Annotated in this window: 21 protein-coding genes; 11 read left to right on the top strand and 10 right to left on the bottom strand. The window is 71.5% G+C overall.

What is annotated here, in order from left to right:
* Positions 1–274 precede the first annotated feature (274 nt).
* Positions 275–7,900: a LamG domain-containing protein gene (locus tag B7P34_RS21865; RefSeq protein WP_223268092.1), complete on the top strand. Its 7,626-nt coding sequence runs from the start codon at positions 275–277 to the stop codon at positions 7,898–7,900.
* A 64-nt stretch (positions 7,901–7,964) separates the two neighbouring features.
* Here the strand turns inward: B7P34_RS21865 and B7P34_RS21860 are convergent, their stop codons facing one another.
* Entirely contained in the window at positions 7,965–9,224 is a 1,260-nt protein-coding gene (locus B7P34_RS21860; RefSeq protein ID WP_106678977.1) for an erythromycin esterase family protein, read from the bottom strand.
* A gap of 58 nt (positions 9,225–9,282) precedes the next feature.
* On the opposite strand from B7P34_RS21860, the gene B7P34_RS21855 reads away from it, so the two are divergent.
* Entirely contained in the window at positions 9,283–10,002 is a 720-nt protein-coding gene (locus B7P34_RS21855) for a TioE family transcriptional regulator (RefSeq protein WP_106678976.1), read from the top strand.
* 65 nt (positions 10,003–10,067) lie between these two features.
* Here B7P34_RS21855 and B7P34_RS21850 read toward each other — a convergent pair whose 3' ends face one another.
* Positions 10,068–11,480 (bottom strand): amidase, encoded by a 1,413-nt coding sequence (locus B7P34_RS21850; RefSeq protein ID WP_106678973.1) that lies wholly within the window; start codon positions 11,478–11,480, stop codon positions 10,068–10,070.
* Positions 11,481–11,572: 92 nt separating this feature from the next.
* The gene (locus B7P34_RS21845) at positions 11,573–12,247 is read right to left on the bottom strand and encodes a DJ-1/PfpI family protein (RefSeq protein WP_106678971.1); all 675 of its coding nucleotides are present in this window, start codon (positions 12,245–12,247) and stop codon (positions 11,573–11,575) included.
* Between the two features lie 470 nt (positions 12,248–12,717).
* On the opposite strand from B7P34_RS21845, the gene B7P34_RS21840 reads away from it, so the two are divergent.
* Positions 12,718–14,901 (top strand): pyridoxal phosphate-dependent decarboxylase family protein, encoded by a 2,184-nt coding sequence (locus B7P34_RS21840; RefSeq protein ID WP_106678969.1) that lies wholly within the window; start codon positions 12,718–12,720, stop codon positions 14,899–14,901.
* Positions 14,902–15,106: 205 nt separating this feature from the next.
* Complete coding sequence (locus B7P34_RS21835; RefSeq protein WP_106678967.1) at positions 15,107–16,366, top strand: Gfo/Idh/MocA family protein; 1,260 nt, start codon at positions 15,107–15,109, stop codon at positions 16,364–16,366.
* Positions 16,367–16,379: 13 nt separating this feature from the next.
* On the opposite strand, the gene B7P34_RS21830 is transcribed toward B7P34_RS21835, so the two are convergent.
* Together B7P34_RS21830 and B7P34_RS21825 are read right to left on the bottom strand one after the other, a co-directional pair.
* Positions 16,380–17,021: an ATP-grasp domain-containing protein gene (locus B7P34_RS21830; RefSeq protein WP_106678965.1), complete on the bottom strand. Its 642-nt coding sequence runs from the start codon at positions 17,019–17,021 to the stop codon at positions 16,380–16,382.
* Positions 17,022–17,066: 45 nt separating this feature from the next.
* Entirely contained in the window at positions 17,067–17,741 is a 675-nt protein-coding gene (locus B7P34_RS21825) for a hypothetical protein (RefSeq protein WP_106678963.1), read from the bottom strand.
* Between the two features lie 198 nt (positions 17,742–17,939).
* Between B7P34_RS21825 and B7P34_RS21820 the strand changes: the two genes are divergently transcribed.
* The gene (locus B7P34_RS21820; RefSeq protein WP_106678961.1) at positions 17,940–18,215 is read left to right on the top strand and encodes a hypothetical protein; all 276 of its coding nucleotides are present in this window, start codon (positions 17,940–17,942) and stop codon (positions 18,213–18,215) included.
* Positions 18,216–18,250: 35 nt separating this feature from the next.
* Here the strand turns inward: B7P34_RS21820 and B7P34_RS21815 are convergent, their stop codons facing one another.
* Complete coding sequence (locus B7P34_RS21815; RefSeq protein WP_189382952.1) at positions 18,251–19,051, bottom strand: GNAT family N-acetyltransferase; 801 nt, start codon at positions 19,049–19,051, stop codon at positions 18,251–18,253.
* A 351-nt stretch (positions 19,052–19,402) separates the two neighbouring features.
* Between B7P34_RS21815 and B7P34_RS37585 the strand changes: the two genes are divergently transcribed.
* The 4 genes from B7P34_RS37585 to B7P34_RS21795 all read left to right on the top strand — a co-directional run bounded on the left by B7P34_RS37585 (position 19,403) and on the right by B7P34_RS21795 (position 20,683).
* On the top strand, positions 19,403–19,573 hold the full coding sequence (locus tag B7P34_RS37585) for a hypothetical protein (protein ID WP_189382950.1): 171 nt from the start codon (positions 19,403–19,405) through the stop codon (positions 19,571–19,573).
* The gene (locus B7P34_RS21805) at positions 19,573–19,929 is read left to right on the top strand and encodes an ArsR/SmtB family transcription factor (protein WP_106678955.1); all 357 of its coding nucleotides are present in this window, start codon (positions 19,573–19,575) and stop codon (positions 19,927–19,929) included. Before B7P34_RS37585 ends, B7P34_RS21805 begins: the two co-directional genes overlap by 1 nt.
* A gap of 92 nt (positions 19,930–20,021) precedes the next feature.
* Positions 20,022–20,432, top strand: a complete 411-nt coding sequence (locus B7P34_RS21800) for an ATP-binding protein (protein ID WP_286157501.1) — start codon at positions 20,022–20,024, stop codon at positions 20,430–20,432.
* Between the two features lie 50 nt (positions 20,433–20,482).
* Positions 20,483–20,683, top strand: coding sequence for a DUF6126 family protein (locus B7P34_RS21795; protein WP_106678953.1), 201 nt, complete (start codon positions 20,483–20,485; stop codon positions 20,681–20,683).
* Between the two features lie 95 nt (positions 20,684–20,778).
* Here B7P34_RS21795 and B7P34_RS21790 read toward each other — a convergent pair whose 3' ends face one another.
* The 4 genes from B7P34_RS21790 to B7P34_RS21770 all read right to left on the bottom strand — a co-directional run bounded on the left by B7P34_RS21790 (position 20,779) and on the right by B7P34_RS21770 (position 23,894).
* A complete protein-coding gene (locus tag B7P34_RS21790; RefSeq protein ID WP_106678951.1) occupies positions 20,779–21,132 on the bottom strand; it encodes a zinc ribbon domain-containing protein YjdM in 354 nt (117 codons plus the stop codon).
* A gap of 446 nt (positions 21,133–21,578) precedes the next feature.
* Positions 21,579–21,920, bottom strand: coding sequence for an STAS domain-containing protein (locus B7P34_RS21780; RefSeq protein ID WP_106678947.1), 342 nt, complete (start codon positions 21,918–21,920; stop codon positions 21,579–21,581).
* Positions 21,921–21,951: 31 nt separating this feature from the next.
* Entirely contained in the window at positions 21,952–22,194 is a 243-nt protein-coding gene (locus tag B7P34_RS21775) for a hypothetical protein (RefSeq protein WP_106678945.1), read from the bottom strand.
* Positions 22,191–23,894 carry a SulP family inorganic anion transporter gene (locus B7P34_RS21770; protein WP_223268091.1) on the bottom strand — a complete coding sequence of 568 codons (1,704 nt, stop codon included), beginning with the start codon at positions 23,892–23,894 and terminating at the stop codon, positions 22,191–22,193. Before B7P34_RS21770 ends, B7P34_RS21775 begins: the two co-directional genes overlap by 4 nt.
* Positions 23,895–24,309: 415 nt before the next feature.
* On the opposite strand from B7P34_RS21770, the gene B7P34_RS21765 reads away from it, so the two are divergent.
* Both B7P34_RS21765 and B7P34_RS21760 read left to right on the top strand, forming a co-directional pair.
* Positions 24,310–25,692 (top strand): TolB family protein, encoded by a 1,383-nt coding sequence (locus B7P34_RS21765; RefSeq protein ID WP_146166888.1) that lies wholly within the window; start codon positions 24,310–24,312, stop codon positions 25,690–25,692.
* Positions 25,693–25,868: 176 nt separating this feature from the next.
* Positions 25,869–26,815, top strand: a 947-nt coding sequence (locus tag B7P34_RS21760) for an AAA family ATPase (RefSeq protein ID WP_223268090.1), incomplete at its 3' end; no start/stop codon positions are given.

Below are 26,815 nucleotides of genomic sequence, written 5' to 3'. Positions count from 1 at the left end.
CGGCCACGGTCCCACGGCTCCTGCCGCGCCCTCCCGCCGCGCGAGCCCGCGCCCTCCCGCCGGGCTCCCTTCCGTAGGGGACATGTCATCCGGCCACCGGCGCAAAACGTTCCTTGACGGGGTGTCGGGTCCTGGCCAATCGTGTGATCGCCGCAGTCACCGTCTCATCGGAACGGCTGGTCAGCGGCGCGATTTCACACCGTCCTGCGCCTCGGTTCCGTGATGTGTTCCGTGATGTGTTCCTTCCGGCGGCGCGACCTCTCGAGGAGACTTCTTGTCCGGCGAGCAGCACCTGCTCAGGGTCTACAGTGACCGCACCTACGTCCACACCACGACGGTCCGGCACCAGGGCACCACGGTGGCCCTGGCGATGGACGACCAGCGACGGATCGTCTACGCCGTGCTGGACCTGTCCCGGCACGACGAGGCCAAGGGCGAACTGGACGCCGCCTACTGGTCGGAGAACCCGGTCCCGCTGCGCTTCCCCTCCGACGTCACGGACACCGGTTTCGCGGTCGCGGGGGCCACGGCCCTGCCGGTCGTCAAGAGCGGTGGACGCATCGAGGCGGCTCCGGGCGAGCGGCTGAACGACGACGAGGTGGACGCCTTCCTGTCCACCACGGCCAGGCTCACGGCCCCCGTCCCGTTCCACGCCCTGTCGGACGGCACGCACATCGTCGTGCTGCGGCAGTCCATCGGCGCTGACCATCCCGACGCCGTCCACAGACTCGCCGGGGGCGGCTCGTCCGGCGACCCGGCCCGCGGCGACTACGCCAAGGACGGCGCGGACGCCAAGGTGCCGCTGGCGGCGGACACCCTGCTGTGCGACCGGTTCCTGCTCGTGGGCGGGGAGCTGAAGCCCGTCCTGGAGGCGCGCTTCCGCCGCAGCCGCCACAAGTCGCGGCCGGACTCGGCCAAGGACAGCCTGGGCACGACCGACATGGAAGGCCGTCCCTTCCACGAGCCGACGCAGCAGCTGTCCTTCGTCCGGCACCTCTCGGGCGGTCGGTTCGCCGCCCTGCTCGTCCCCACCGCCGTGCACGGACAGCAGCGCTGGCAGATCTTCGCGCACAACGACGCCTCCGGCCGCATCGACTCCTTCAGCGTCGAGCAGAGCCGGGACGGTCTGTTCAACCTCCAGGGCACCCAGGCCTGGACCAGCCCCGACCCCGCCCACCGCGACGCCGTCTACGAGTCCGGCCCCGGCACCTGCCCGTTCACCGGACAGCCGCTGATACCCGTGGTGAGCACCGAAGGCCACGCGGAGACCGCGCTGGCCTTCGGCGAGGGCGACGCCCACGTGCGCGTCCCGCAGGGACCCGAGCTCGCCGGGCGCGACTTCACCGTCGAGTTCTGGGCGCGGCGCACGGCGACGGGACGCGAGGAGTACCTCGTCGGGCACGGTGACACCGCCGGCAGCCCTCACAACTCCCTGCACATCGGCTTCCGCGAGGACGACCGCTTCACGTTCGCCTTCTACGGCGACGACTTCAACACCGACGTGCGCGTCGTCGACACCGCCTGGCATCACTGGGCCTGCGTCTACGAGCACGCCACGCGCCGCCAGACCGTCTACCGCGACGGCGAGGCGGCCGCCACGCGCGACGCGGACGGCGCCTACGCCGGGACCGGCGCGCTGCTGCTGGGCAAGGCCCTGTGGTTCGGCGGCGCCCGCGCCGAGCTGGACGAGGTCCGGATCTGGGACCGCGCCCGCACCGCCGGCGAACTCAAGCGCGACAAGAGCGTCCGGCTCATCGGCAACGACCCCGGGCTCGTCGCCTACTACCGCTTCGACGAGGGCTCCGGCACCCGCCTGCACGACCAGACTGACCACGCCCGCCACGGCGAGCTCATCGGCGGCCCCCGCTGGGTGACGTCCGAGGCCCCCATAGGTGACCACCCCGGCGTACGCCGCGACAGCTTCGCCGTCGCCGGCCGGAAGACCGTCTCCGGGCTCTCCGCCGTCCTCTACCACCAGCAGGAGGAGACCACCACCGGCTACGGCCAGGAGCCCAAGCCCGCCAAGCGCCAGGCCCGCGTCCTCCTGTCGTACGCCACCGCCGGACCCGACCCGAAGGCGGGCGCGGAGACCGAGGACGCCTACCTCGCCACGGTCGACTTCGGAGTCGGCCGCGACGGCCGCCTCGCGCAGGTGCCGGACGAGCTGGCGCTGCCGGTGCTCGCCGCGCCGGAGGGCAGCTCCGATGTCGAGACGATCAGCGAGCTGGACGCCCGGATCCGTCAGCTGGTCCAGGACATCACGGCCAAGGAGACCGAGGTCACCGAGCTGGCCCGGCAGACCGCGAGCGTGCCGGAGCTGGAGCGCCAGCGCGAGGCCTACTACGAGCGGTCGCAGGACCTCGCCGGCTGGGCGTTCCGGCTGCGCTTCAAGAACACCCGCGACGGCGAACCGCAGTACCTCGCGGTCAAGGGCGACGGGCAGGGCCAGGGCAGCTACCCGCCGCTGGTCCGCACCGCCGACAAGGACGCGAAGTCCGCGCTGTGGACCATATACATGCCGCCCGGCTCCAGCTGGAACGGCTCCATGCTCTACAACGTGCTCAACCTCCACACCGGCAAGGACATGAACGTCTCCGGCGCGAGCCGGAACAACGACGGCGAACTCATCATCTACCAGCGTGAGTCCGGCGCCTGGAACAGCCTCTTCGGCATCTACTACAGCGGCGGCTACGCCTACCTCGTCAACCGGCAGAGCGAGAAGGCCGTCTGCGCCCCCGACCGGCTCGGCGACCGCGTCGTCCAGTACGACACCGCCACGGTCACCGAGTCCGGCGAAGGGCTGCTCTACTTCGAGCGCGTCCGCCGCCACGTCCTCGGCCACCCCGACATCGCCGACGCGGGCAAGCGCGTGGAGGCGCTCGACGCCCAGCTCGCCGAGCTCCGCCCGCAGTTCGAGCTGCTGGAGCGGCGCCGCCGCGAGATCGAGGCCGGCCAGGCCGAACTGACGGCCAAGCGCGACGAGCTCGCCCGCCTCACCGGCGGCCTCAAGGGCGCCGACGACATCGCCCTGCCCGTGCCCCAGCTCTCCCTCGACCGCACCGGCCTGAGCACCTCCGGCGCGCTGCTGGCCTTCGCCCGCTCGGCCGACCGGCCGTACCTGCTGGACAGCGCCACCGGAAACGTCGTGCTGTACTTCCGCGGCACCAACGGGCAGTTCTTCGCCACCTACTACGACACCACCGTCGTGCGCTCCTCCCGCCGGCTGACGTCGGGCGACGGCCAGGCGGTCACCTTCACCGCCCGCGACTCCGGCACCGGCCTGGGCTCGGTGACGATCCGCGTCACCGCCGGTGACGGACCCGGCCTGTGCGACGTGACCATCGAGCGGGGCGAGGAGCGCGAGACCTGGCGGGGGCTGCCGCGGCAGGCGGCCGACTTCGCCGAGATCGTCAACGGGACGCCGGAGGAGCCCGTCACGATCGGCGCGGTCAAGTCGTTCGACGCGACCACACGACTCCTGTCCGGCGGCAAGGCCGGCGACGTCGCCGGCGGTACCCTCCGGCTCGCCGAACCCCTCCCCGCCGCCCTGCCCACCGGTACGCCCGTCACCCTCGGCGGCCACCTCTACCTCACGGAGACCGCCGCCGCGCCCGGGGCCACGTCGCTCCGCCTGGACGCCGGCGAAGGCGGCCCCGAGCCGCAGCCCGGCGAGCCCGTCCAGCGGCTGCGCTACGACCACCGCCGCGCCTCCTCCACCCGCCCCGGCGTCCCGCTCTCCGCGGGCTCCCGGCTGGTGCTCGCCGACCCGGGCACGGCCCGGGAGGTCCCGCTCGGCGAGGTCTCCGACCTCGTCGCCGGGCACGGCTGCCGCTGGCGCGCCGACAAGCCCGGCCGGGCGTACTCCTTCGACGGGCAGCGGAACGCCCTCACCCTCCCGCAGGAGCGACTGGACCGCGTGGCCGTGGCCCGCGACCTGACCCTGGAGGCATGGGTCAACCCCGAGACGGTCTCCGGCGCGGCCAGGATCGTCCACGCCGGCACCGGCGACGTCCCGTACACCCTCGGCCTGCTCGCCCCGGCGGCGACCGTCGTGCCCGCCCTGGCCTTCGACGGCAAGAGCGGCGTGGCCATGACCGAGAAGGGCTTCAGCCTCGCCGGCCAGTCCTTCACGGTGGAGTTCTGGGCGCGGCAGACCAAGGAATGGGACGGCAAGACGCAGTACGTCGTCGGCCACGGCACCTCGCACGGCAGCACCAGGGGCGCCCTGCACATCGGCTGGCGCGCCGACAGCACCTTCACCTTCGCCTTCTACGACGACGACCTCAGCACCACCCACGGCCAGAACTACGCGGGCTGGCACCACTGGGCCTGTGTCTTCGACGCGACGACCCGTGAGCAGGTGATCTACCGGGACGGCGTCGCCGAGGACCAGCGCATCGCCACGGGCACGTACCAGGGCGACGGCCTCTTCAGCTTCGGCAGCCACTTCGGCGGCTGGGTGCCCGACTACGCGGCCGTCGAGATGGACGAGGTCCGGCTCTGGGGCACCGCCCGCACCGCGGCGGAGATCCGGGACCGCAAGAACGTACGACTGACCGGCAAGGAGCCCGGCCTCATGGGCTACTGGCCCTGCGGCGACCCGCTCGACCAGGTGGGCGGCAAGCCCGGCGTCCTGGACCGCTCCGGCCAGAACCGGCACGTCTACCTGCGCGGCGGCGTCACCACCGCGATCACGACCGCCGAGCTCACACAGGCCGTGGACACGACGTACCGCGTCGTCGCCGGGGCGGGCGACCGGCTGGTGGCCACCCGCGACGCCTTCGCGCCGCACGAGTGGACCCACCTCGCCGCCGCCTACGAGCAGTCCTGGGCCGTCGAGCTCAGCGACAGCGCGTACCTGGAGGCGCCCGACAACGACGCCCTCGACATCGCCGGCGACCTCACCGTCGAGGTCTTCTGCCGCGTGGCCGCCCTCGGCGCCGCGCAAGGCCTGCTCTCCAAGGGCCGTACCGCCGACGGCTCCGGCGGCAGCGTCCCGTACCGGCTGCTCGTCCTGCCCGACGGAAAGCTGGAGTTCGGCTTCGAGGAGCCGGACGGCAAGCTCGTGCGCTTCACCTCCACCGAGGCCGTCGGCGCCGGAACGTTCCACCGCCTCGCCGTCGTCCGCAAGGGCGGCCGGTCGATGCAGGAGCGCAAGGGCAACAAGGAGATCACCGCGGCGGGCGCCGACGGCAAGCCCGTCAAGCAGACCGTCGAGCTCGTGGAATCCGTCGACGTCCAGGAGTGGCAGGACATCCGCTTCTTCATCGACGGCCGCGAGGCCGGCTCCGCCCGCTACGAGGGGCCCGGCGCCAAGGGCAACACCGGCACCCTCGACATCGGCCGGGCCCGCGAGGGCCTGGACACCCGCTCCTTCACCGGCATCGTCGCCGAGGTCCGGCTCTGGGGCCTCGCCCGCGACGCCGCGCAGCTCGGCACGCCCGTCTCCGCCCGCGACCGCGGCCTGACCGCCCAGTGGCGCTTCGAGGAGAACGCCGGCAACACCGCCGCCGACACCACCGGCTCGCACCCGGCCCGGCTGCGCGGCGCCCGCTGGACCCGCAACCCCGACCCGCGCGGCAGCGCCTTCCGGATCTACCGCAACGGCGTCTCCGTGGCCTGCGACCCCCTCGACGGCAAGGACTTCGCCGACTACGGCGACACCCAGCTCTCCCTCGGCGCCCGGCTCAAGGACGGCGAGGTCACCCAGCCCTTCCACGGCATCCTGGAGGAGGTCCGCATCTGGCGCACCGCCCGCACCCAGGAACAGGTCCTCGACAACCTCTTCACCCGCCTCAAGGGCGAGAAGGAGGACCTGATCGCCTACTGGTCCTTCGACCGCGCCTCCACCGACGAGAGCGCGAACCTCGTCCGGGACGAGGGCCTGCGCGGCAACGACCTCACCCTGCCCGCCGCCCCCGCCCGCCCGGCCGCCGTCCTGTCCACCGCGCCCGTCTCCAGCGACACCGCCCAGGTCCGCTCGGCCCTGGCCGCGATGCGCACCCCGTTCCACGAGACGGTCTCCGGCGCCCCGGCCGTCGCCGAGTACGCCGACATGCAGTACACCGCCAAGGGCGAGGCCTTCGGCGTCCTCAAGCGGGCGTACGGCTACCTGCGCGACGGGCGCTGGCACCTGGTCACCGGCTACAAGGCCGGCGACCTGGTCAGCGAGTGGGTCGGCCAGGTGCAGTTCGACCCGCAGCTCATCGGCTACATCGAGGGCGCGCCGCCCGTGCCGTCGGAGAACCTCACCCCCAACACGATCGACCCCGACCGCGCCACCTACGACAGCGTCGCTTCCGTGGAGCTCACCGAGGCCGAGGAGGTCGTGCACTCGCTCTCCTCCGCCAAGGAGCGCAGCGTGGACGCCGCCTTCGGCTTCGCACTGTCCAACGAGGTCGACGTCGACATGTGGATGATCGCCGCGCCGCTCGGCTTCGGCGTCGCCAAGTCCATGGCCTCCGCCAAGGTCTCCGCGGGCGTGCGCGGCAGCCTGGAGTTCTCCAACAGCTGGGCCGAGGAGACCTCCGTCTCGCAGGGCGTGAACACCGCCCGCTCCATGAAGGTCGAGCTCGCCGGCAGCTGGGAGGACCCGCGCACCCCGCTCAACGCCGCCCTCGGCCGCCGCTACGTGCCCTCCAACATGGGCTTCGCGCTCGTGCAGTCGCAGACCGCCGACGTCTTCGCGCTGCGCCTGTCGCACAGTGGCGCGCTCGTCACCTACCGCATCCAGCCCAACCCCGACATCCCCAAGGACTGGAACGTCATCCCGTTCCCCGTCAACCCCCGCTACACCAAGCAGGGCACGCTGGACGGCGCCGTCGGCTACGACGAGCGGGGCAAGGTCCTCGACCCGGACTACGCGGGCACCCGGGACCGGGGCGAGTACAGCTACTTCAAGCCGCGCGAGGCCTACGCCCTCAAGCGCCGCATCCAGCGCGAGCAGCAGCGGCTGCACGGCTACTACGAGACCGTCTCCACCGAGACCCACGCCCCCGACCCCACCGCCGAGCGCGCGGGCCGGGTCCTCGGCGGGGCCATCGGCGGCGACACCGCCCCGGGCCGCACGCGCGACACGGAGGGCAGCAAGGCAGGCGCCGGCTTCTCCCGCCGCGACCTGGTCAACACCTACGTGTGGACCGCGGACGGCGGCTTCTTCGCCGAGACCACCGAGACGACGGACTCCGTCAGCGAGACGACCTCCGGCTCGTACTCGCTGTCCGGCTCGGTCGGCGCGAGCGTGGGCACGTCCTTCGACGTCATGGGCATCGGGATCAACGCCCAGCTCGACGCGTCCATCGGCGGCGGCATGACCGCCACCCGCGCACGCGGCAAGAACGCCTCGCGCTCCTTCGGCCTGTCGGTCACCTGCGCGCCCTCGGGCAACCTCCAGCAGTACGACGCGAACCGCAAGCCCGTCTTCGACGCCAGTGGGAACCCGGTCAACGCTCCGGGCAAGGTCGACGCGTACCGGTTCCTCAGCTTCTACCTCGGCGAGGACACCGAGCACTTCGACACCTTCTTCCACAAGGTCGTCGACCCGCGGTGGCTGGAGAACGGCACCGACCCGAACGCGGCCGCACTGCGCCAGGCCCGCCAGTCGGACCGCAAGCCGCCGTGCTGGCGGGTCATGCACCGCGTCACCTTCGTCAGCCGGCTCCTCCCGCCCGTGTCCTCCGCCGGCACCCCGCCGCTGGAGCGCACCATGCGGGAGCTCGACCTGGAGAGCAACTACGAGCTCGTCCGGCGCCTCGACCCCTACGTCAAGACGTCGGCCACCGGCCGCGGCGAACTCGCCGGCGCCGTGCGCACCGCCCTGTCCGCGCACCTGCCGCAGCTGGCCCCGCACGCGGAGGAGGTGATCGAGTTCCTCGCGCAGTACTACGGCGTGGAGGGCTGACGCTTCGGGGCACGACGCCACGCGCCGGCCGGGCGGGGGGATTTCACCCCGCCCGGCCGGCGCTCTACGGCCGATCGGTGCGTCGGCTCCGCGGGACGTCCTTCACGAACACGATGCCGTCCTTGTCCGCCAGGCGGGCCGGGTCGAGCGGGGCGTAGCCGAACCAGGGGGAGACGCGGGGCGCGGGCGGCGTGTCGCCGAGGGCGGTGGCCAGCCGCGGGGCGTCGATGAGGCAGCGCTCTTCCGGGAGCGCGTACAGGAGCCCTTCGAGGGTGTCCGGCGGCGGGGTGTCCACCCCCTGGTGCCGGATCGTGCCGAGGGCCGTGGCCACATAGGCGTACGCGTCGCCGAGCCGGGCGTTCACCAGCGCACCGGCGCTCCACCACTCCACCGGCCCCTGCCACATCTGCATCGTGCTCTTCTCCCGCTGGAGGTGGGCGTTGTGGGCGAAGGCGAGGGCCGGTCCCCGTCCGGCGAGGGCGAGGAGGTTGTCGGCCATCATCAGATCCCGCAGCGCGCACAGCCGGGTCATGCGGGCCGGTGAGGTGTCGGCCATCCAGTGGTGGTAGCGCAGCAGGCCGGTTGCGGTGCGTGCGTACAGGCGCGCCCGGTCCAGGTCCTCCCGGTCCGGGGCCTCCCGCGAGGTCGCCGCGAGCAGGTGCGGCGTCTGAGCGTCCAGCAGCGCCACCAGGTCGTCTGCGAGCAGCCGCAGCTCCTCGGCTTCGACCGACCGGCCCACGGACCGGGCCGGATCCGTCATCGCGGCCTGGTCGGTCCACTGGTCGTCGGCGCCGAGCAGGCGGTCGAGTGTTCCGGCGGTGCAGGGGAGCAGGTCCGGGTCCACCCGGGTCGCGAGGTAGCCGTGGAGAGCGGTGAGGGCCTGCCGGGGGCTCGCGGCGTGGGTGATCTCCAGCGGGCCGTCGAAGCCGGCGAAGCGCAGCCGGTCGGACGCGGGTCTGCCGTCCTTCTCCGCGCTGACGTTGTAGGCGCGCATCCAGCGCACGAGCTCGCGGTTGGCCGCGGACGCACCGAAGCCGTGGCTGAACCCGCGCTCCATGACCTCGTCGAGCGTGCCCGTGCCCGAAGTGACGTAGCTGTCCACCACGAGCCCCGCCAGACAGTCGCTCTCGATCGCGATCGTCCGGTAGCCCTCCTGCTCGACGAGCTGCTGGAAGAGCTCGTTGCGCAGTCCGAGCAAGGCGTCTTCGCCGTGAGCGGGCTCGCCCAGGGCGAGCAGCCGGGGCCGGGCCGGAAGCAGCCTCATGACGGCGGCGGCTTCGACGGCATGGACGGTGTCTTTGATGTCTGCGGTGCCTGTACCCATGCCTTCAACGGTATCGTTGAACCTTCGGTGGAAACTTTTTCGCGATACCGGCGGGAACATGCGGCGAAACCTTCAAAGCAGTGAGCGGCTCAGGCCCGTGGACCTGGCGCGCGGGCACGGCCTGTCCACGCAGGCGGTCAGGAACTACGAGGAAGCCGGCATCCTTCCGCCCGCCGACCGCACCGACCACGGCTACCGCACCTACACCCCGCTGCACGCACAGGCCCTGCGCGCGTTCCTCGCCCTGATCCCCGGCCACGGCCACCAGGCGGCGACGTCGATCATGCGGGCCGTGAACGAGGGCGCGACCGACGAGGCGTTCCGCCTCATCGACGAGAGCCACGCCCAGCTCCTCGACGACCGGCGGACCCTGCAGGCCGTGGAGAGTGCCTTGCGCGATCTGGAGCCCGAGCCGGCCGAAGCATCCGGACCCGGCAGCACGTTCATCGGCCCGCTGGCCGAGCAGCTCGGGATCCGGCCCGCGACCCTGCGCAAGTGGGAGCGAGCCGGGCTGGTGCGCCCGGGCCGCGACCCGCTGACCGGGTACCGCGTCTACGACGAGACCGACGCACGGGACGCCCGGCTGGCCCACCAGCTCAGGCGGGGCGGCTACCTGCTGGAGCAGATCGCCCCGCTGATCGCCCAAGTGCGGGCGGCCGGCGGCCTGGAGCCGCTGGAGGCCGCACTGGGCGACTGGCGCGGCCGGCTGTCCGCCCGCGGACGGGCGATGCTGAACGGGGCCGCCGAACTGGAGGGGTACCTGCGCAAGCGTGGATAGGCGGCTCCTCGGCCCCGGGAACCGGCCAGCGTCGATGGTCCTGGCCCGCTGCCCTGCCGGGGCTCCTACAGCGCGATCCGCGGATGCCGCCGCCAGGCACCGGTCGCGGCCTCCACCGCGGCCGCCATGCGCAGCACTCCCAGGTCGTCGCCCTGACGGCCGATGATCTGCAGCCCGGTGGGGTGCCCCTCGTCCGTGAAGCCGAAAGGCACTGAGATCGCCGGGAGACCGGGGAGCGTGACGCGCGAACAGATGCGCATCCACTCGCGGTAGTAGGTCTGTTTCACTCCGGCCACCCACTTCGGCCAGTGCTCGCGCACGTCGAACGGCGGCACCTGCGTGACCGGGGCGATCAGGAACCGGTGGTGGCCGAAGAACGCGTACATCCGGTCGTGCACCTGCGAGCGCAGCAGTTCCGCGCGTCCCAGATCGTCCACCGTGAGCTCCAGCCCGCGCTCGATCTCCCAGGTCGTCTCGTCGCCGAGGTCCTTGGGCCGTTCGTCGTGGAACTTCTTGAACGACTGCCGGTAGTAGGCGGCGCGCAGGATGGAGAACGCCTCGTCGGCGCCGCTGAAGTCCGGCTCGCGTTCGTCGACGTGGCAACCCAGGTCTTCGAGGACCTGCACGGCGGGTGCGAGCGTCTCGGTGATCCTCTCGTCGACAGGCAGATCACCGAGCCTGGTCGACCACGCGACCCGGGTCCCGGCCACACCGCACTCCAGCGGCTGGGTGAAGTCGATGACGGGCGCGTTGAGCGCGGCGCGGTGGTCCGGGCGGGCGATGACCTGCATCTGCAACGCGACGTCGCCGACCGTACGCGCCATCGCGCCGTACGTCCCGAGCGTGAAGTGGGGCTGGGGCGACGGCCACGCCGGCACCCGCGCCACGGACGGCCGGAGTCCGACGACGTTGCAGAAAGACGCCGGATTGCGCAGCGACCCGGCCATGTCGGAGCCGTCGGCGATCGGCGCCATGAGACAAGCCAGCGCCACGGCCGCGCCGCCGCTGGAGCCACCACAGGTCATACGGGTGTCGTACGGATTCGTGGTGGCCCCGAACACCCGGTTGTACGTCTGCGAGCCCGTGCCGAACTCCGGGGTGTTGGTCTTGCCCATGGTCACCGCGCCGGCGTCGATCAGACGCTGGACCACCAGGGTGTTGCAGGTGGGCACGTCGTCCTCGTAGATCACCGAGCCCTGTGTGGTGCGAATGCCCTTGGTCGCGGCGAGATCCTTGTGCAGCACCGGCAGACCGTGCAGGGGGCCCAGTCGCTCCCCACGGGCGATCGCCGCGTCCGCCCGTGCCGCCATCTTCCGCGCGTGGTCGGGCACGAAGGTCACGACGGCGTTGACCTTCTTGTTCACCCGCTCGATCTGATCGATGTGGGCTTCGAGGACCTCCCGTGCGGAGACCTGACGGGTCACCATCAGAAGCACGAGCTCACGGGCTGTCCTGAAGACCAGGTCCTTGTCCGACATGATGCCCCGTCCTTGTCGATCGGGCCCGGGCTCGGCCGACCGGCAAAGCGTCGGTCGGGGGACCGTGGCCGGGCGCCGGCCTCCGCATCCGCCTATGGGACGTGCTTCTGCGCCGCACTCCAGACCGTGCCGCGCCGCTCGTACTCGAGTATGCCTTCCAGCTCCACAGCGAACTCGGACCCCGCTCCGATCCTGCTCTCGTGCCGCCCGGCCTCGCGCTGCACCAGCCACAGGGCCAGGTCGAGGCCCGAAGTGACGCCACCCGATGTCACCAGGTCGCCGTCGTCCACGACCCGGGCGTCCTTGACGATGCCGCCCTCCTGGCGGAGCCTGTCCTTGACCGTGTGATGCGTCGTGCAGGGGCGTCCCTTGGTGAGTCCGGCGGCGGACAGGAGCAGGGCTCCGGTGCACACGGAGGCGATCGTCAGCCCCTGTCGCTGTGCGGACTCCAGGGCTTTGGGCAGTGCACCCTGGTCGATCTGTTCCTGTACGCCGTGGCCGCCGGGCACGATGAGGATGTCGGCCGATCCCGGTGACCAGCCCCGGTCCACCACGATCTTCGTCCCGTGGACGGCGGTGACGGTCCGAGGGCCGTCAAGCGCCACGTACGTCGTGTCGACGAAGCCGAGGCGCCGGACTCCCGCGAGGGAGAAGACCTCGTAGGGGCCGGTGAAGTCCTGCTCCTCGGCTCCGTCGTACAGCACGATCTGCACGTGCAGCGGGGATTGATGCGAGGCGGTCGGTGTTCCGGTGTTCCTCTGCTGCATGGATCCCTCCTCTTCCGGTGCCGGGGACAGCCTGGCTCTCTGCGGCAGCACTCGAACAGCAGCCGGGCGTTGCAAGTGGTAACTTCCCGCCAGAGATGGGGAGTTCAGTGAGGGGAATCGCTGGTGCCGCCACCGTCTGAACGGGAAGCCGATGCTCCCCGGGAGCAGGTTCCGTCACTGCGATCCGTTGCCGCGAGGGCTCCGTCACCGGGCGATCGCTGTCCCGCAGAATGACCGAATTGGTTTTCTTCAGTCTCTTTCGCTCCGCTTGGCCGAATAGTTCCTGGCCGCCCCGTGCCCCCGCGAACCATGCTGGCCTGCGATCGCAAATCTTCACGCGATGCGGTCAGGCACGGAACACGCACTCGCGGGACGGCCCGACGGCCCACCTTGCGCTCTCGCCCGTCCCGGTTCCCCCCTCCACGGTGCCCATGGTCCGCAAGGGAGTCCCGATCCGCGAAGGAGCCGTCATGGCCGACGACCGCACGAACGCCGCTCAGCGCGCGTACCTCAAGGCCCTGGAACGCCGGCAGTCCCACTTCGACCTCACCGACGCCCCGGGCACCTCGACCCTGGCCGCGTGGTTCCTCGGCCCGAAGGCCGAGAACGCGGACCTGCTGAAGGAACTCGTCGAGCACGCGGTGTCCGAGCACGCCGAAGACCGGCAGAAGCTCTACCCGGAAGACCCCCCGTACGTCACCGAGGACATGAAGCTCACGGACGGCTACCAGCAGGACGTCAAACACCTGCGCTCGGAGTTCGACCACCTGCTCAGGCACCTGCGCGGCTCGGTCCCCGCCTGGAGCTACCGCTTCCAGGGCCACATGAACTGGGACGTCACGCTCCCGGGCATCGCCGGCTACCTCGCGGGAATGCTCTACAACCCCAACAACGTCGCCGTCGAAGCGTCACCGGTCACCACCCTCCTGGAGAAGGCCGTCGGAGAGGACCTGTGCCGGCTGCTGGGCTACGACGACCAGACCTCGTGGGGACACATCACCTGCGACGGAACGGTCGCCAACCTTGAGGCCGCCTGGTCCGCCCGCAACCTCACCTACCACCCCGTCGCCGTCGCCGAGGCGATCCGCCGGGAGCCCGCCCTCGCGGCGGCCGGGGACCTCGTCGTGCCCCTGGCGGACGGCACCGAACACCCCCTCCTGGAGCTGACTCCCTGGCAGCTGGTGAACCTGCAGCCGCACGCCGTACTCGACCTCTCCGCCCGGGTGCGAGCCGCCTGCGACCTGACCCCGGAGCAGATGGGTCTCATCGACAAGCACACGATCCAGAACCTGGGGTACGACCACTTCCGCCGCTACCTCAAGGACGACGTCGAGCCGGGCGTGATCCTCGCGTCCGCCACCATGCACTACAGCTGGCCCAAGGCAGCCGCCCTGCTCGGCATCGGCCGCGACGGCATCCGCCCCGTCGGCGTCGACCTCGACGCGCGAGCCGCGACGCAGGCACGGCGCGCGCTGCTGGACGAGTGCCTGCTCCACCACCGGCCCGTCCTGCTGGACGTCGCCATCGTGGGCAGCACCGAGCTCAGCGCCGTCGACCCGCTGACCGAGATCCTCGACCTGCGCGACGAGTACGCGCGGCGGGGCCTGTGCTACCCGATCCACGCCGACTCGGCCTGGGGCGGATACTTCGCTGCCATCAAGCGGCCGCACCGGCACGCCCCGCACGGCAACGAGAGGCCGAGGATCACCCCGGACCTGGCGATGAGCGCCTACGTCAACAAGCAGTACGACGTGCTGCACCGGGCGGACTCCATCAGCATCGACCCGCACAAGGCCGGCTACGTCCCCTATCCGGCCGGTGGCCTGTGCTACCGCGACAAGCGGCAGCGCAACCTGATCGCTATGGGCGCCGCCTACATCGACCAGGGCTCGGACATCGACGCCAACATGGGCCTCTTCGGCGTCGAGGGCTCCAAGCCCGGTGCCGCGGCGGCCGGTGTCTACCTCAGCCACCGTGTCATCCGTACGAACGACCTCGGCTACGGGCGGATCCTCGGCCAGGCGCTGTTCAACAGCAAACGGCTCTACGCCGCCGTCCGCACCATGGCCGGGCCCGACGACCCGTTCACCGTCGCCACCTGCCAGCGCATACCGGCCGAACACGACCCCCACCCCGACCCGGAGGCCGTGGCGGAGCAGCTCGCCTTCATCAAGGAACGCATCGTCCCCAAGAGCAACGAGGCAATCCTTGAGGACAGGAAGGCCCGTCGTCTTCTGAAGGAACTGGGCTCCGACCAGATCATCATCGGCTACGCGTTCAACCCCGTGGTCGACGGCCGGCCCAACACCAGCCTGGCCGTCGCCAACGACCTCAACGAGCGCATCGCCCAACGGCTCAAGGTCGACCCCGAGACCATCGAGCCGAGGATCCCCCGGCACAAGGACATGCCGCCGCTCATCATCACCGCGTCCCAGTTCGACCCCGCCCTCCACGGCGAGCAGTTCATCGACGCCTTCTGCGGCAGGCTCGGCGTCGCCGCCGAGGACCCCGGGACGCCGGTCACGTACCTGATCTCCACGACCATGGACCCCTGGGTGACGGACACCGAGACCGGCGACTTCATCCCCACCCTGATCGAGGCCCTCCGGACCACCGTGCTGGACTGCATGAAGGACATGAAGCTGCTGGGCTGACGCGCGCGCCGCAGGCCGCTATGGCCTGGCCCGATCCTGTTCGGTCCGCCGGCACCCCCGACCGGCGGACCGAACCCGCATGATGCCGGCGGAGCCAACGGAAGGTGCCCAGTGGCTCCAGCGTTGTCGTGACGGGGGTTCCACAACGGCCGGGCGCTGCTGCAAAGCGCCTCCGACGCGGCGCGGGACTCAATAGGGTTGCGGCATGCCGCCTGTCTCCCTCCTCGTCATCGGCGCCGGCGAACGAGGCGCTGGATACGCCAAGTGGGCCCTCCAGCATCCTGAACGGGCGACCGTCATAGGTGTGGCCGAGCCACGAGCCGTACGCCGCGCCCGGCTCTCCGGAGAACACGGCATCGCGTCCGAGAACGCGGTTTCCGACTGGAAGGCGTTCGCCGCTCGCGGCAAGATCGCCGATGCCGTGCTGATCTGCACCCTCGACCGCGCACACGTCGAGCCCACCGAAGCCTTCGCCGCCCTCGGCTACCACATCCTGCTGGAGAAGCCGATGGCACTGGACGAGGAGTCCTGCCGCCGGGTCGTGACCGCGGTCGAAAAGGCCGGCGTCATGCTCGCCGTGGGCCACGTCCTGCGCTACACCCCCTACACGCGAGCACTCAAAGCCGTCGTCGACTCCGGACGGCTCGGCGACATCGTCAACGTCCAGCACCTGGAGCCGGTCGGCTTCTGGCACCAGGCCCACTCGTTCGTCCGCGGCAACTGGCGCCGCACCGACGTGGCGACATCCATGCTGATGGCCAAGTCGTGCCACGACTTGGACTGGCTTCAGTACGTCATCGGGGAGCCGCCGCAGCGGCTTTCCAGCTTCGGCCGCCTGTCGCACTTCACCCCGGCCAACCGGCCCACCGAGGCGGCTGACCGGTGCGTGGAGTGCCCGGTCGCACACAGTTGCCCGTACTCGGCCACGCGCTTCTACGGGGGCATGCTCGACCGCGGCGAGCACCACTGGCCGCTGAGCGTCGTCGTCGACGACTTCACGCTGCGAGCCCTCGACGAGGCTCTGCGGGCAGGGCCCTACGGCCGGTGCGTGTACGCCTGCGACAACGACGTGGTCGACCACCAGGTCGTCGCGATGGAGTTCCCCGGCGGAGCCACCGCCACCTTCACCATGACCGCGTTCAACGAGGCGGCCGACCGCAAGACCAGGATCTTCGGCACCCGCGGCGAGTTGTACGGTGACGGGAAGACCATCCGGGTGTACGACTTCCTGACCCGCAGGGAGGAGGACGTCACGCCCCTGCGGCAGGGGGACATGACGGCGGCCGGAGGCCACGGCGGCGGGGACGCGGGACTCATGGCCGCCTTCGTCGACGCCGTGGCAACCGGAGACCCCGCACGGATCAAGTCAGGCCCGCGCGACTCCCTCGCCAGCCACATGGCGGTCCTCGCGGCCGAGCGAGCGCGCCTGAACGGCACCGTCGAAACGCTCCGGGCTCCACACTGACAGTGGTGGATCTCTACGGTGCGACGGGTTCGAGTGCGAAAAGGGAGGTGGCCGCGGACACTGCTTGTCGTCCGCGAGCGGTGAGGGCGCGGCCGTCCGGAGTCGTCAAGGGGCGGCGGCTGATCAGGCGGGCGAGAGCGGCGCCGGATGCCAGGACGGTTGCCGGGTGGGGCAGGTGGAGCAGGACGATCTCGTCCGCGCCGCATTCCAGCAGGCCGTACCCTTCGCCGCGCCGAACGATGCCTCCGGGGCCGCTGATCGCGTACCGGCCGCTGCGGGGCACGCCGTTCACCCGGGCGGGCGGCCCGCTGTGGCGCAGCATCAGCTGCACGGCCCCGGCTGCTTCGGGCAGGTACTCGCCTGCGGTGCCGTGACCGTGCTGTTCGAGGACGTGCCGGAGCTGGGTGGGCAGGAGCCCGGCGGCCAGTTCCAGCTCGCCGAGCAGCCAGGTGGAGCTTTGCATACGGCAGTTGACCTCCAGTACGAGGACGTCGTCGCCGGTCACGAGCAGGTCCACGCCGAAGGTGCCCCGGTAGCCCACATGCGCGAGGCCGTGCCCGATCCGCTCCACGGCCCGGCGGGCACGGTCTCGTCCGGTTGCCGGCAGCATGCCGACGGCGCCGAAGTCACAGCCGGCGTAGGTCCCGAACGGCACACCGGTGTCTCGCAGGTCGGTGAACTGGACGGACGCGGGAAGGACTCAGACGGTGCCGTCGGAGCCGACCAGGCCGTGGTGGTTGACGGGAACGCCGTCGGCGCACCGGCTGACCAGCCAGGGCCCTCCCGGCGGGATCCGGCCCAGGTCCCGCTCGTCACGCACGAGGTGGGTGCCGTGGCCGCCCGTTCCGCGCGGCTGCTGCACGACGTACGGGGAGCCGAACCGCCGGCGAAGCGACACGTGGTCGAGGCGGGCCGTGACGGTGTCGGCCGGAGTGCGCACGTGCAGGGATCTCAGCCAAGGCCGCATACACGTCTTGTCCGTCAGGACGTCGGGCAGCGGCCCGGCCGGCGGGGGCTGAACGTGCACGCCGGATCCGGCGAGTGCCGCGCGCCACTCCGGCCACCACTGCCCGTACGAGGCGAGGGCCAGGCGGTGTCCGCGCCACCTCCGGGAGAGGAGGTCACCGGCGCGGGGCAGCAGATGCTCCAGATCGCTGCGGCCCCCGGCCTCGTCCCGCATCCGGGTGAGTTCCTCGGCCGAAAAGCACTCGACTCCGAAGCGGCTCGCCCACCCCGGATCCATCTGCTGGCCGCTGACGAGCACTGAGAGGAATCTCGTACGCAGCAGCGGCAGAAAGAGGAACGGCCGCGGAGTGAAACCCAGCCAGCCGGTACCCCGCAAGGCGTCGTACGCGTCGTCCAGCGATGTGATCACCCGAGGAGCATTCGCTCTTCTGCGCCCGAGCATGCATGTACCGGCTCTTCTGCCCGGTGCGGCATGGTCTGCCGGCGTCCCTGGCGTCCCCGGCGTCCCTGGCGGACCGAGCGACGGTTCTACGGCTGGTCGTAAGGCTGTGCCTGACCGTGCCGGTGACGGCAGAGCCGAGGCGAACGGCTCTGGACCGCCGACGAGTTGCTGGAGACCCGGCCGTGGAGCCGCCGGACAGCGGCTGCGGTCGGCCGGGCAGCCCACGCGCTGCAGGCCGTGCCGGTGTTCGCCACGGCCGTCGCCCGCTCGCTCGTCCAGGCCCCCGCTGTCGCCGAGAATGCGGCGGCTTCCCTGCGCCTGATGCGTCACCTGCGCGCCGCCCGCTTCCACCCCTTCGTCCGCTTCGGCGATGACGTCTCCGCCCGCGGCATCCACGACCCGGAGGGAGGCTCCTCAAGCGACGGCTGCCGGCCCGGTTGAAGAGGGGGCTCTGACGGGCGGTGGTGCGGCTCAGGTCAGCCCTTCAGGCTGTAGAAGTGGATCGGCGAGTTCGGCTTGAAGCCGATACGCGGGTAGACGGGGGCGCCGGCCACCGTCGCGTGCAACGTGGCGCGGGTCAGACCGGTGGCCCGGGCGCCCTCGTACAGGGCCTTGCGCGTGACGGCCTCGCCGTAGCCCCGGCGCTGCCACTTCGGGTCCGTGGCGACGAGCACGACGAAGAGACGGCCCTCCGCCTCGACGGTAGCGGCGCACGCCACCGGATCATCGCCACGTATGCCCAGGTAGGCGTGCACCTCGTTCTTCCAGATCGTGGACCCGGCGAGTCCGTCGCGGCCCTCCTCCAAGGGGAATCCGTAGGCACGCGAGTTGAGGTCCGCATAGGCCCGCAGATGCTCGTCGGAGGTCACGCGTACGAACGTCAGGTCGGGGTGGACCGGCTCGGGGACGGGGAGCAGGTCTCCGGACATTCCCGTGCCGGGGAACGCGTGCTGGAGGCCCGCCCGCTCGGCCGCCTTCTCCAACGCGGAGCGGGCCCCGTCGTCGAGAAGGTCTTCGAAGAGCCACAGGAAGCCCGGGTGCTTCTTCGATCTCATGATGTCCGCGGCCTGGACCAGGCGTTGGCTGAGGAGCTCTGCTTCCGCGCCCACATCGGTCAGGGTGATGCAGTTCCAGAAGGCGAACCGGCAGTCGGCCCAGCGCACCGCGATCCCCGGAAGGTCACGCACGTCCGCACGTGCATCGCGGTCGAGTGCCATGGCACGCCAGACCGTGGCGAGCTGTTCCATCGATTCGACGGAATCCGCGAGATCAGTCACCGTAGCCTCACACGTCCTTGAGCTTGGAGGGTCGCTCGATCGGGTAGTCCACGGCTCCGGCCTACCCGGGCCCGTGGGTCCCCACTCGCGGGTGGCGGGTCGGGCTCAGGGCCGGCCGTCGGCGTACGGTCGGGGCCGAAGTTCCCGGACGTGCGGCCGGCACGGCTCGCGCAGCAGCGGCGAGGCCCGGGCCGGGGGCCGTCGAGAAGCAGCACGCTGCGGGTCTCGTCACCGCCGCCGAGGGTGTCAGCCGCTCCCGTCGCGCTCCGTCGCCCCCTCCGATGGACTAGAATTGAAGAAGTCTTCAATTCATTACTTGTCATGGTTGCCAAGCCGGACGTGGAGGTTCGGATGGGTGGGTTTGCCGCAGCGGCGCGGGAACGGGTCAACCGGGCACGGGCTGCCCTCGCAGCCGCGCAGGACGCCGCTGACGCGTACGAGACAGCGGTGGCATCGGACGAGCTGGAGGACGCCTTGCGCGTGGCCCGCGAGAACGGTGTGGTCGTGGAGAGCGGGCAGTGATGCGCGTCGGACAGGTTCCGCTGTACCAGGCGAAGGCCGAGTTCTTCCGGATGCTGGGGCACCCGGTGCGCATCCGGGTGCTGGAGCTGCTGCAGGACGGGCCCAAGCCGGTGCGTGACCTGCTGGCCGCGATCGAGATCGAGCCGTCCAGCCTGTCGCAGCAGCTCGCGGTGCTGCGCCGTTCCGGGATCGTGACCTCGACCCGCACCGGCTCCACCGTCGTCTACGAACTGGCCGGCGGTGACGTAGCCGAGCTGATGCGTGCCGCTCGGCGGATCCTCACCGAGATGCTGGCCGGGCAGCACGAGCTCCTCGAAGAGCTGCGGGAAGCCGAGCCGGAGCGGGCGGTGCGGTGATGGGGCGACACCGCAAGCACGCCCCGGTACAGGCGGCCATGTGCAGGCCGGCCTCTCCGCCCGTGTGGCGGCGCATTCTCACGCTGCCGCTGGTGCCGGAGGCGGTGCGGCAGACCCGGCGGGATACGGCCGCGGCCCTGTCGGAGTACGGGCTCAGCCCCGATTCCGCCTTCGCCGGTGCCGTGCTGCTGGTGGTCAGCGAGCTGGTCTCCAACGCGGTCCGCCACGCCGCCGGCAACTCGGCCACAGTGGACGTGACCTTCGCCATCGCAGCGGAACGCCTGGTCATAGGCGTGGCGGACCAGGATCCGCACCTGCCTGACCTGGCCCCGCAGGCGATGGGGGAGGGCTTGCGGACCGTGTCGGAGCTGACCGCCGCCTACGGCGGCGCACTCAGCGTCGAGGCGGCCGTGCACAGCTGCGGCAAGACGATGCTGGTCTGGTTCGCCCTGCCCGACGACCAGGGCCTCTACGGAAGGCGCTCGCACTCCCGTGCGCTTTGAGATCACGCACCTGCACCCTGACACCGCCCCGGGAGAAACAGAGCCCCGCCATGGCCGATGACACCAATCAGCACCCCGCCCCGAATCCCTCCGGCTCCGGATCCGACCCCGAATCCGGCTCCGGTTCGAGAAGCGAGAAATGGGCGGAGAAACAGGTAGCCCTGCGGGTGCTGGTGTACGTCTTTGTCACCCATGCCTTCGCCGGTTTCATCTGGCTGCTGTTCTACATCGGCGATCACGCGAACAAGTAGCACGGCCGGCGTGCGCGTAATACCGCACAGGGAAATGGAACTGCCCGGGGCATCGCCCCGGGCAGTTCCATTTGTAGAAGGGGTGCGGTGCGGGGTCAGGCCTTCTTGACCACGCTGGACTTGAGGTGCATCTGGCCGAATCCGTCGACCTTGCAGTCGATGTCGTGGCCGTCCGGGCCGTCCACGAGGCGGATGTTACGCACCTTGGTGCCTGCCTTGATGCCGGTCGGGTGGCCCTTGACCTTCAGGCTCTTGACCACCGTGACGGTGTCGCCGTCGGTGAGGACGTTGCCGACCGCATCTCGGATGACGTTGTCACCGGCCTCTTCCGCGGCTTCGGCGGGCGCGGGGGTCCACTCGTGACCGCACTCGGGGCAGACCAGGAGCGTGCCCATTTCGTAGGTGTATACGCCAGCGCATTCGGGGCACGGCGGAAGATTCTCGTTCACAGAGACATTGTAGTTCCGGCTGGGCCCGGGCAAAGCCGGGCCCAGCCGGTTCCTAGCTCCCGCGAACCGTTTTGATCGCCTCTTTCGCGGCGATTTTGCGGCCCTGTTTGTCGTGGACGGCACGGGCGAGGTCCGTATACGGGGATCCGGTCAAACCCGTCGCGGACCGTGGAACGCTCCGAAACTCACAGGTGGGCTTGCTGTAGTGGTCCATGACGAGACCCTGCGTCGAAGCGTTCTGCGCCAGGAACCATTTCCGGTCCTCTCCGCTCAGCAGGTGCAAGAAGGCATGGTCGACTGTCACGGCATCGGCCCTCCCAGGCAGGGGAATGCGCGTTCACGTCATGGCTTCCCCGGCGCGGGGGCGTGCCGAATCGCGGACGGCACACTTTCCCCCGTAAGGGTCCGCTCGGCAACCGGACCGAGCCACTGCCGACCCGCCCCGCCTAATGCATGTGATGGGTGGCCAGGGCGGAGTCCAGGTCGGGGTGGACGGGGATGTGCGGCTGCCCGGCGCCGGGGACGAGGGAGCCGTCGGCCGGGATCGCGGCGAGCTCCACCGACCGGCCGCAGGCGGCGAGGCGGGCGGCGGCGTCCGCGATGGCGTCCTGGCCCTCGACGGACCAGCCCTGGAGGGCCGCCAGGTCGAGTATGAGAGGGCCGGTGCCACGTGCTTCCACCCGGCCGACGGCTCCGGCGAAGCGGGCCGCGGCCTGCCCGCTGAGGTGGCCGGAGACCGACAGGACGCCCAGGGCAGGGTAATCGGTGTAGCGCCATTCGATGGTCATGTCGTTCCTCGTATCGATGCGATGAGCCGCCTCACGACACGGCGGGTCTGCTCGTCCCGCGGGCCGTCGCGGACCCATCGGGGGTGTGGGCGAAGCGGAAACCCGTGACGGTCTGGGGGTGGATGCGCAGGAGCGCGTCGTGGGGACCGGGCCGCACCGCGAGGGCGTCGCGCTGCGCGTACATCATCCGCCCCTGCGAGGCGCCGCCCAGGAGGTGCCAGGCTTCCTCGCCGGAGACGTCCACCATGCGGCGGGGCGCGGGGGTAGTGGTCATCGGGCGGGCTCCTCCTGGCTGGTCATCGCGTTCTTCTGCACGGGGACAGACGGCTGCACGGGGACAGACGACTGCTCGGGGACGGACAGCAGCCCGGCGCCGTGCAGATGGGCGCGGGCGGCGGCGATGGCCTCGGGGGTGGTCGCGAAGTCGCGGCCCTCGTGCCGCAGCAGCTCCAGGGCGCCGACGGAATCGAGGACTTGGCGCTGGCCGGGGCGTACTCCGGAGGCCAGGACGGTGATGCCGCGGCGGTGCAGTTTGGTCACAGCGTCCTTGAGGACCAGGGCGCCGGTGGCGTCGATGGTGGAGACGCGGGACATGCGCAGGATGACCACGCGCACGTCGGCGACCTCCGCGAGCTCCAGCAGGAAGCGGTGGGCGGCGGCGAAGAACAGCGGCCCGTCGATCCGGTAGGCCACGATGTGCTCCGCGAGCAGCGCGTGTTCCTCGGCGCTGTGGTCGCCGGAGACGTCCGCCGCTATGGGGACCTGGTGCAGGCGGGCCTGCTTGGCGATCGCCCGCAGCGCGAGCGCGCCCGCGACGGCCAGTCCGATGAGTACCGCGTAGACCAGGTCCAGTGCCAGGGTCGCGGCCGCGGTGAGCACCAGAACGATCGCGTCCGACCGGGTCGCGCGGGCCATCGCCCGCAGCGAGCCGACCTCGACCATCCGGATCGCCGTCGCGATCAGCACGCCCGCCAGCGCCGCGAGCGGGATGCGGGAGACCAGCGGGGCGGCAGCGAAGACGATCACCGCGAGGACGGCCGCGTGGACGAGGGACGCCAGCCGGGAACCCGCGCCCGTACGGACGTTGACCGCGGTGCGCGCTATCGCACCGGTCGCGGGGACGCCGCCGAAGAGCGGTGCGGCGATGTTGGCGAGGCCCTGCCCGAACAACTCGCGGTCCGGATCGTGCTTCTGCCCGACCGTCATGCCGTCCGCGACAGATGCGGACAGCAGCGACTCCAGCGCGGCCAGGGCAGCCACCGCGACCGCCGGAGCCAGCAGCGAGCCCAGCGCGCCCGGGTCGAGGAAGGACAGTGACGGGGCGGGCAGCCCGGCGGGCAGGTCCCCGATCGGGCGGGCCGAGTCCAGGCGGAAGACCTGGGCCACGACCGTGGCCCCGATCACCGCGAGGATCGAGAACGGGATCGCCGGACGCCACCGCGCGCCCAGCAGCATGACCGCGGCCACCGCCGCCGCAAGCGCGACCGCCGTCCAGTTCGGTGCCTCGGCGAACGATGCGACCGCGCGCCAGGACACCACCAGCACCTGGTCGCCGTCGGGCTTGGGCACTCCCAGCGCGTTCGGGACCTGCTGCAGCCCGATCACGCCGGCGATGCCGAGAGTGAAGCCCTCGACCACGGGCGCTGGAACGTACTGCATGTAGCGTCCGGCGCGGGCGAGCGCGAGGCCGATGAGCATCACCCCGGCGATCAGCCCGACCGTCAGCACCCCGCCCGGCCCGTGCTGGGCCACGATCGGCACCAGCACCACCGTCATCGCACCCGTCGGCCCGGACACCTGAAGATTCGAACCGCCGAACACGGCGGCCAGCGCACCGGCGACCACGGCGGTGGCCAGCCCCGCCTCGGCGCCGAGGCCGGAGGAGACCCCGAAACCCAGCGCGAGCGGCAGCGCCACGATCGCGACCGTCAACCCGGCCAGAAGATCACGCTTCGGATCCCGGCGCGCCGCCATGAGATCAGCGCGGGCAGGAAGAAGGGGACGGACCCGGGACCACGCCCGGACAGCCACGCTGCTCACGCGGCGCCGACCTCGGCTTCCCGCAGCTCTTCGAGGAGCTCGTTCCGCCCCGCCCGATACAGCGGAACCGCCCACCAGATCCCTCGATCTCTGCCGTTGCGCGCCCCGCCGACCGGGGCCTTCCGGTGGCCGTGCCCGCGGCTACTTACGGGCACGGCCAATACATCATGTAGCGAATTGAAGAATTTTGCAATTTGTAAGGTGGTGCTGGCCCGCTCGGACTACTGGCGAGTTTCCGCCCGTAACCGGTCGGTGTCGTTGACCCGCGGGTCACCCGCCGGTTGGCTCTGCCTGATCAAGCGAGCGGCAGAAGGCGCGCATCAGCCTGACCAGGGGAGGACGGATCATCGTGAGACGAACCAGCGGCGGCATCAGCGGCATCAGACGGTGGTGGCAGGTGTGCGGGGGCGGCATACTCGCGGCCGCCGTCCTGTCAGCGGGGCACGCGCTGCCGGCACAGGCGGCCTCCACGCGGGACGACATCGTCCAGGTGGACCTCGGCGTCGACGGAACCCAGCCCGACAACTGGTCGGAAGCGCGTGGGATCAGCGCCGACGGCAGGTACGGCCTCTTCGCCTCCCTGGCGTCCAACCTGGTGCCGGGCGACACGAACCGCCTGTACGACGTGTTCGTCCGGGACCTGCGCACCGGACGCACCGAGCGGATCAGCGTCGCCGATGACGGCTCGCAGCTGGAGGGATCCACCAGCGAGGCGGCCATCAGCGGCGACGGGCGCTACGTGGCGTTCAGCTCCGACGCCCCCGGCGTCGTGCCGGGACAGCCGGCGGACAGCGCCTGGAAGATCTTCGTCCGGGACCGCAGGACCGGCCGCACCGAGCTGGTCACCTCCGGCACCCGGAACGTCACCTCCGGCACCCGGAACGCCGAGAGCCCCGCCATCAGCGAGGACGGCCGGTACGTCACGTACACCTCGGACCGACGTGACATCTACGTCACGGACCGCTGGAAGGGGACCACCCGGCTGGTCACGGCCGGCACGGACGGCTCCCGGGCCGACAGCGACTCCACCGACCCGGTGATCAGCGCGGAGGGCGCCGTCATCGGATTCCGCTCCAAGGCCACCAACCTGCTTCCCCACGACCAGGCCCCCGCCGCACAGCCGCGCGAGGCGGGCGCCGCACCGGCGAAGGAGGGGGTCGCCCCGCCCCCCGGACCTGCCCTCGCCGGGCCCAAGCCCCCTCCGTCGCGCCGCGCCTTCCCGTTCTACGCGTACGACGCGCGCACCGGACGCATCCAGGGCGCCAGCATCGACTCCGCGGGCGTGCTGCGAGACGCGCTCCCGGACGCGACCCTGAGCCCTGACGGGCGGTACGCCATGTTCAGGGTCTACGAACCCGGCGGCACGGACGAGGGCGGCTCGCACATCGAGCTCTACGTCCGCGATCTGCGGCAGGGAACCACGGTGAAGGCCGGCCTCCCGCTGCCCGGTACCCGGACCGTGCGCGAGTCGTACCGCGGCAGCATGACGGTTGACAACCGCTGGGTGGTCTTCGGTTCGGACGCCGACAACCTCGTGCTCGGCGACACGAATCAGGCGGCGGACATCTTCCGGCGCGATCTGCGGACCGGCCGGACCGAGCGGATCAGCATGACCGGGGCCGCCCTGGAGAGCCCCTGGTTCCCCGGCACCCTCTCCGTGGACGGCCGCGGCGGCACGGCCCTCCTCGGCGCGGGCGGGAAGGTCTTCGCCCGCCGGCTACCGGCCGCCTGAGAGAGCCCTCCGTACCGCCGCTGCCCGTACCGCTCGCGCCCTCGTAGCGTTCGCACCCCTCTGACCAGCGGGAACAGCCGACGGGCAACATGATCGGAACGAGTACAGTCGCCCTGCCGGAGGGCGGGCAGCGGGCCACGCCCCGGCGGTGACGGCGGTGACGGGGGAACGGGGGAATGGGGATGACGAGCGACCGGATATCCGGGCGTGAGGACGAACTCGGCGTGCTGGAACGGTTCCTGGAGGACGTGCGCTCCGGCGCAGGCCGCTCCCTGGTGGTGCGCGGCGAGCCGGGCGCCGGAAAGTCCACGCTCCTGCGGCACGCCGCCGACCGGGCCGCCCCCGCGCGCGTCCTGACGGCGACCGGCGCCGAACCGGAGTCGGGGATGGCCTTCGCCGCCCTGCACCAGCTGCTGCGTCCGGTCGCGGGCCTGGCCGGCGCGCTGCCCGGCGCCCAGCGGGACGCGGTTCGCGCTGCGCTGGGGCTGGCCGAACCGATGGCGGCCCAGGACGGGTTCCTCGTCTCGGCGGGTGTGCTGTCCCTCCTGGCGGAGGCGGCGTCCGACGGCGGCCTGGTGTGCGTCGTCGACGACTTCCAGTGGGTGGACCAGGCCTCCGCCGACGCCCTGCTCTTCGCCGCCCGCCGCTTCGGCGGGGGCGACGGAGTGGGGCTGCTGATCGGCACCCGCGACGGCGCCGGGGTCCGGCGGTCGCTCGGCGCGCTGCCCTCGCTGGAGCTGGGCGGACTGGACGCCGCGAGCGCGCGGGACGTGCTCGCGGAGGGCGCCGCGGCCGACCCGGCGCCCGGGGTCGTCGAGATCGTCACGGCCGCCACGGGCGGCAATCCCCTCGCCCTGCGCGAGACCGCCGGCCTGCTGACCCCCGATCAGCTGGCGGGCCGGGCGCCGCTGCCCGATCCGCTGCCGGTGGGGGAGGGCGTCGCCGGTGTCTACGGCGACCGGATCGCACGACTGCCCGAGGACACCCGGCTCGTCCTGCTCGCCGCCGCGCTGGAGGGACAGGGCGACGCCCGGCTGATCCGCGCCGCCGCCGGGCGGCTGGGCGCGGACCCCGGCGCGCTGGACGCGGCCGAGGCGGCCGGCATCGTGGAGATCGGGCCGCC

It is taken from the genome of Streptosporangium nondiastaticum (assembly GCF_003011965.1).
GTDB lineage: Bacteria > Actinomycetota > Actinomycetes > Streptomycetales > Streptomycetaceae > Streptomyces > Streptomyces nondiastaticus.
This window is presented reverse-complemented; position numbering and strand designations above follow the sequence as displayed.

Excerpts from the sequence above, each read along its gene's own strand:
- B7P34_RS21845 (WP_106678971.1), bottom strand. The coding sequence starts at position 12,247 with ATGCAGCAGAGGAACACCGGAACACCGACCGCCTCGCATCAATCCCCG.
- B7P34_RS21860 (WP_106678977.1), bottom strand. The coding sequence starts at position 9,224 with ATGGGTACAGGCACCGCAGACATCAAAGACACCGTCCATGCCGTCGAA.
- B7P34_RS21805 (WP_106678955.1), top strand. The coding sequence starts at position 19,573 with ATGCGCGTCGGACAGGTTCCGCTGTACCAGGCGAAGGCCGAGTTCTTC.
- B7P34_RS21840 (WP_106678969.1), top strand. The coding sequence starts at position 12,718 with ATGGCCGACGACCGCACGAACGCCGCTCAGCGCGCGTACCTCAAGGCC.
- B7P34_RS21770 (WP_223268091.1), bottom strand. The coding sequence starts at position 23,894 with ATGGCGGCGCGCCGGGATCCGAAGCGTGATCTTCTGGCCGGGTTGACG.
- B7P34_RS21850 (WP_106678973.1), bottom strand. The coding sequence starts at position 11,480 with ATGTCGGACAAGGACCTGGTCTTCAGGACAGCCCGTGAGCTCGTGCTT.
- B7P34_RS37585 (WP_189382950.1), top strand. The coding sequence starts at position 19,403 with ATGGGTGGGTTTGCCGCAGCGGCGCGGGAACGGGTCAACCGGGCACGG.
- B7P34_RS21780 (WP_106678947.1), bottom strand. The coding sequence starts at position 21,920 with ATGACCATCGAATGGCGCTACACCGATTACCCTGCCCTGGGCGTCCTG.
- B7P34_RS21795 (WP_106678953.1), top strand. The coding sequence starts at position 20,483 with ATGGCCGATGACACCAATCAGCACCCCGCCCCGAATCCCTCCGGCTCC.
- B7P34_RS21835 (WP_106678967.1), top strand. The coding sequence starts at position 15,107 with ATGCCGCCTGTCTCCCTCCTCGTCATCGGCGCCGGCGAACGAGGCGCT.
- B7P34_RS21855 (WP_106678976.1), top strand. The coding sequence starts at position 9,283 with ATGCGGCGAAACCTTCAAAGCAGTGAGCGGCTCAGGCCCGTGGACCTG.
- B7P34_RS21775 (WP_106678945.1), bottom strand. The coding sequence starts at position 22,194 with ATGACCACTACCCCCGCGCCCCGCCGCATGGTGGACGTCTCCGGCGAG.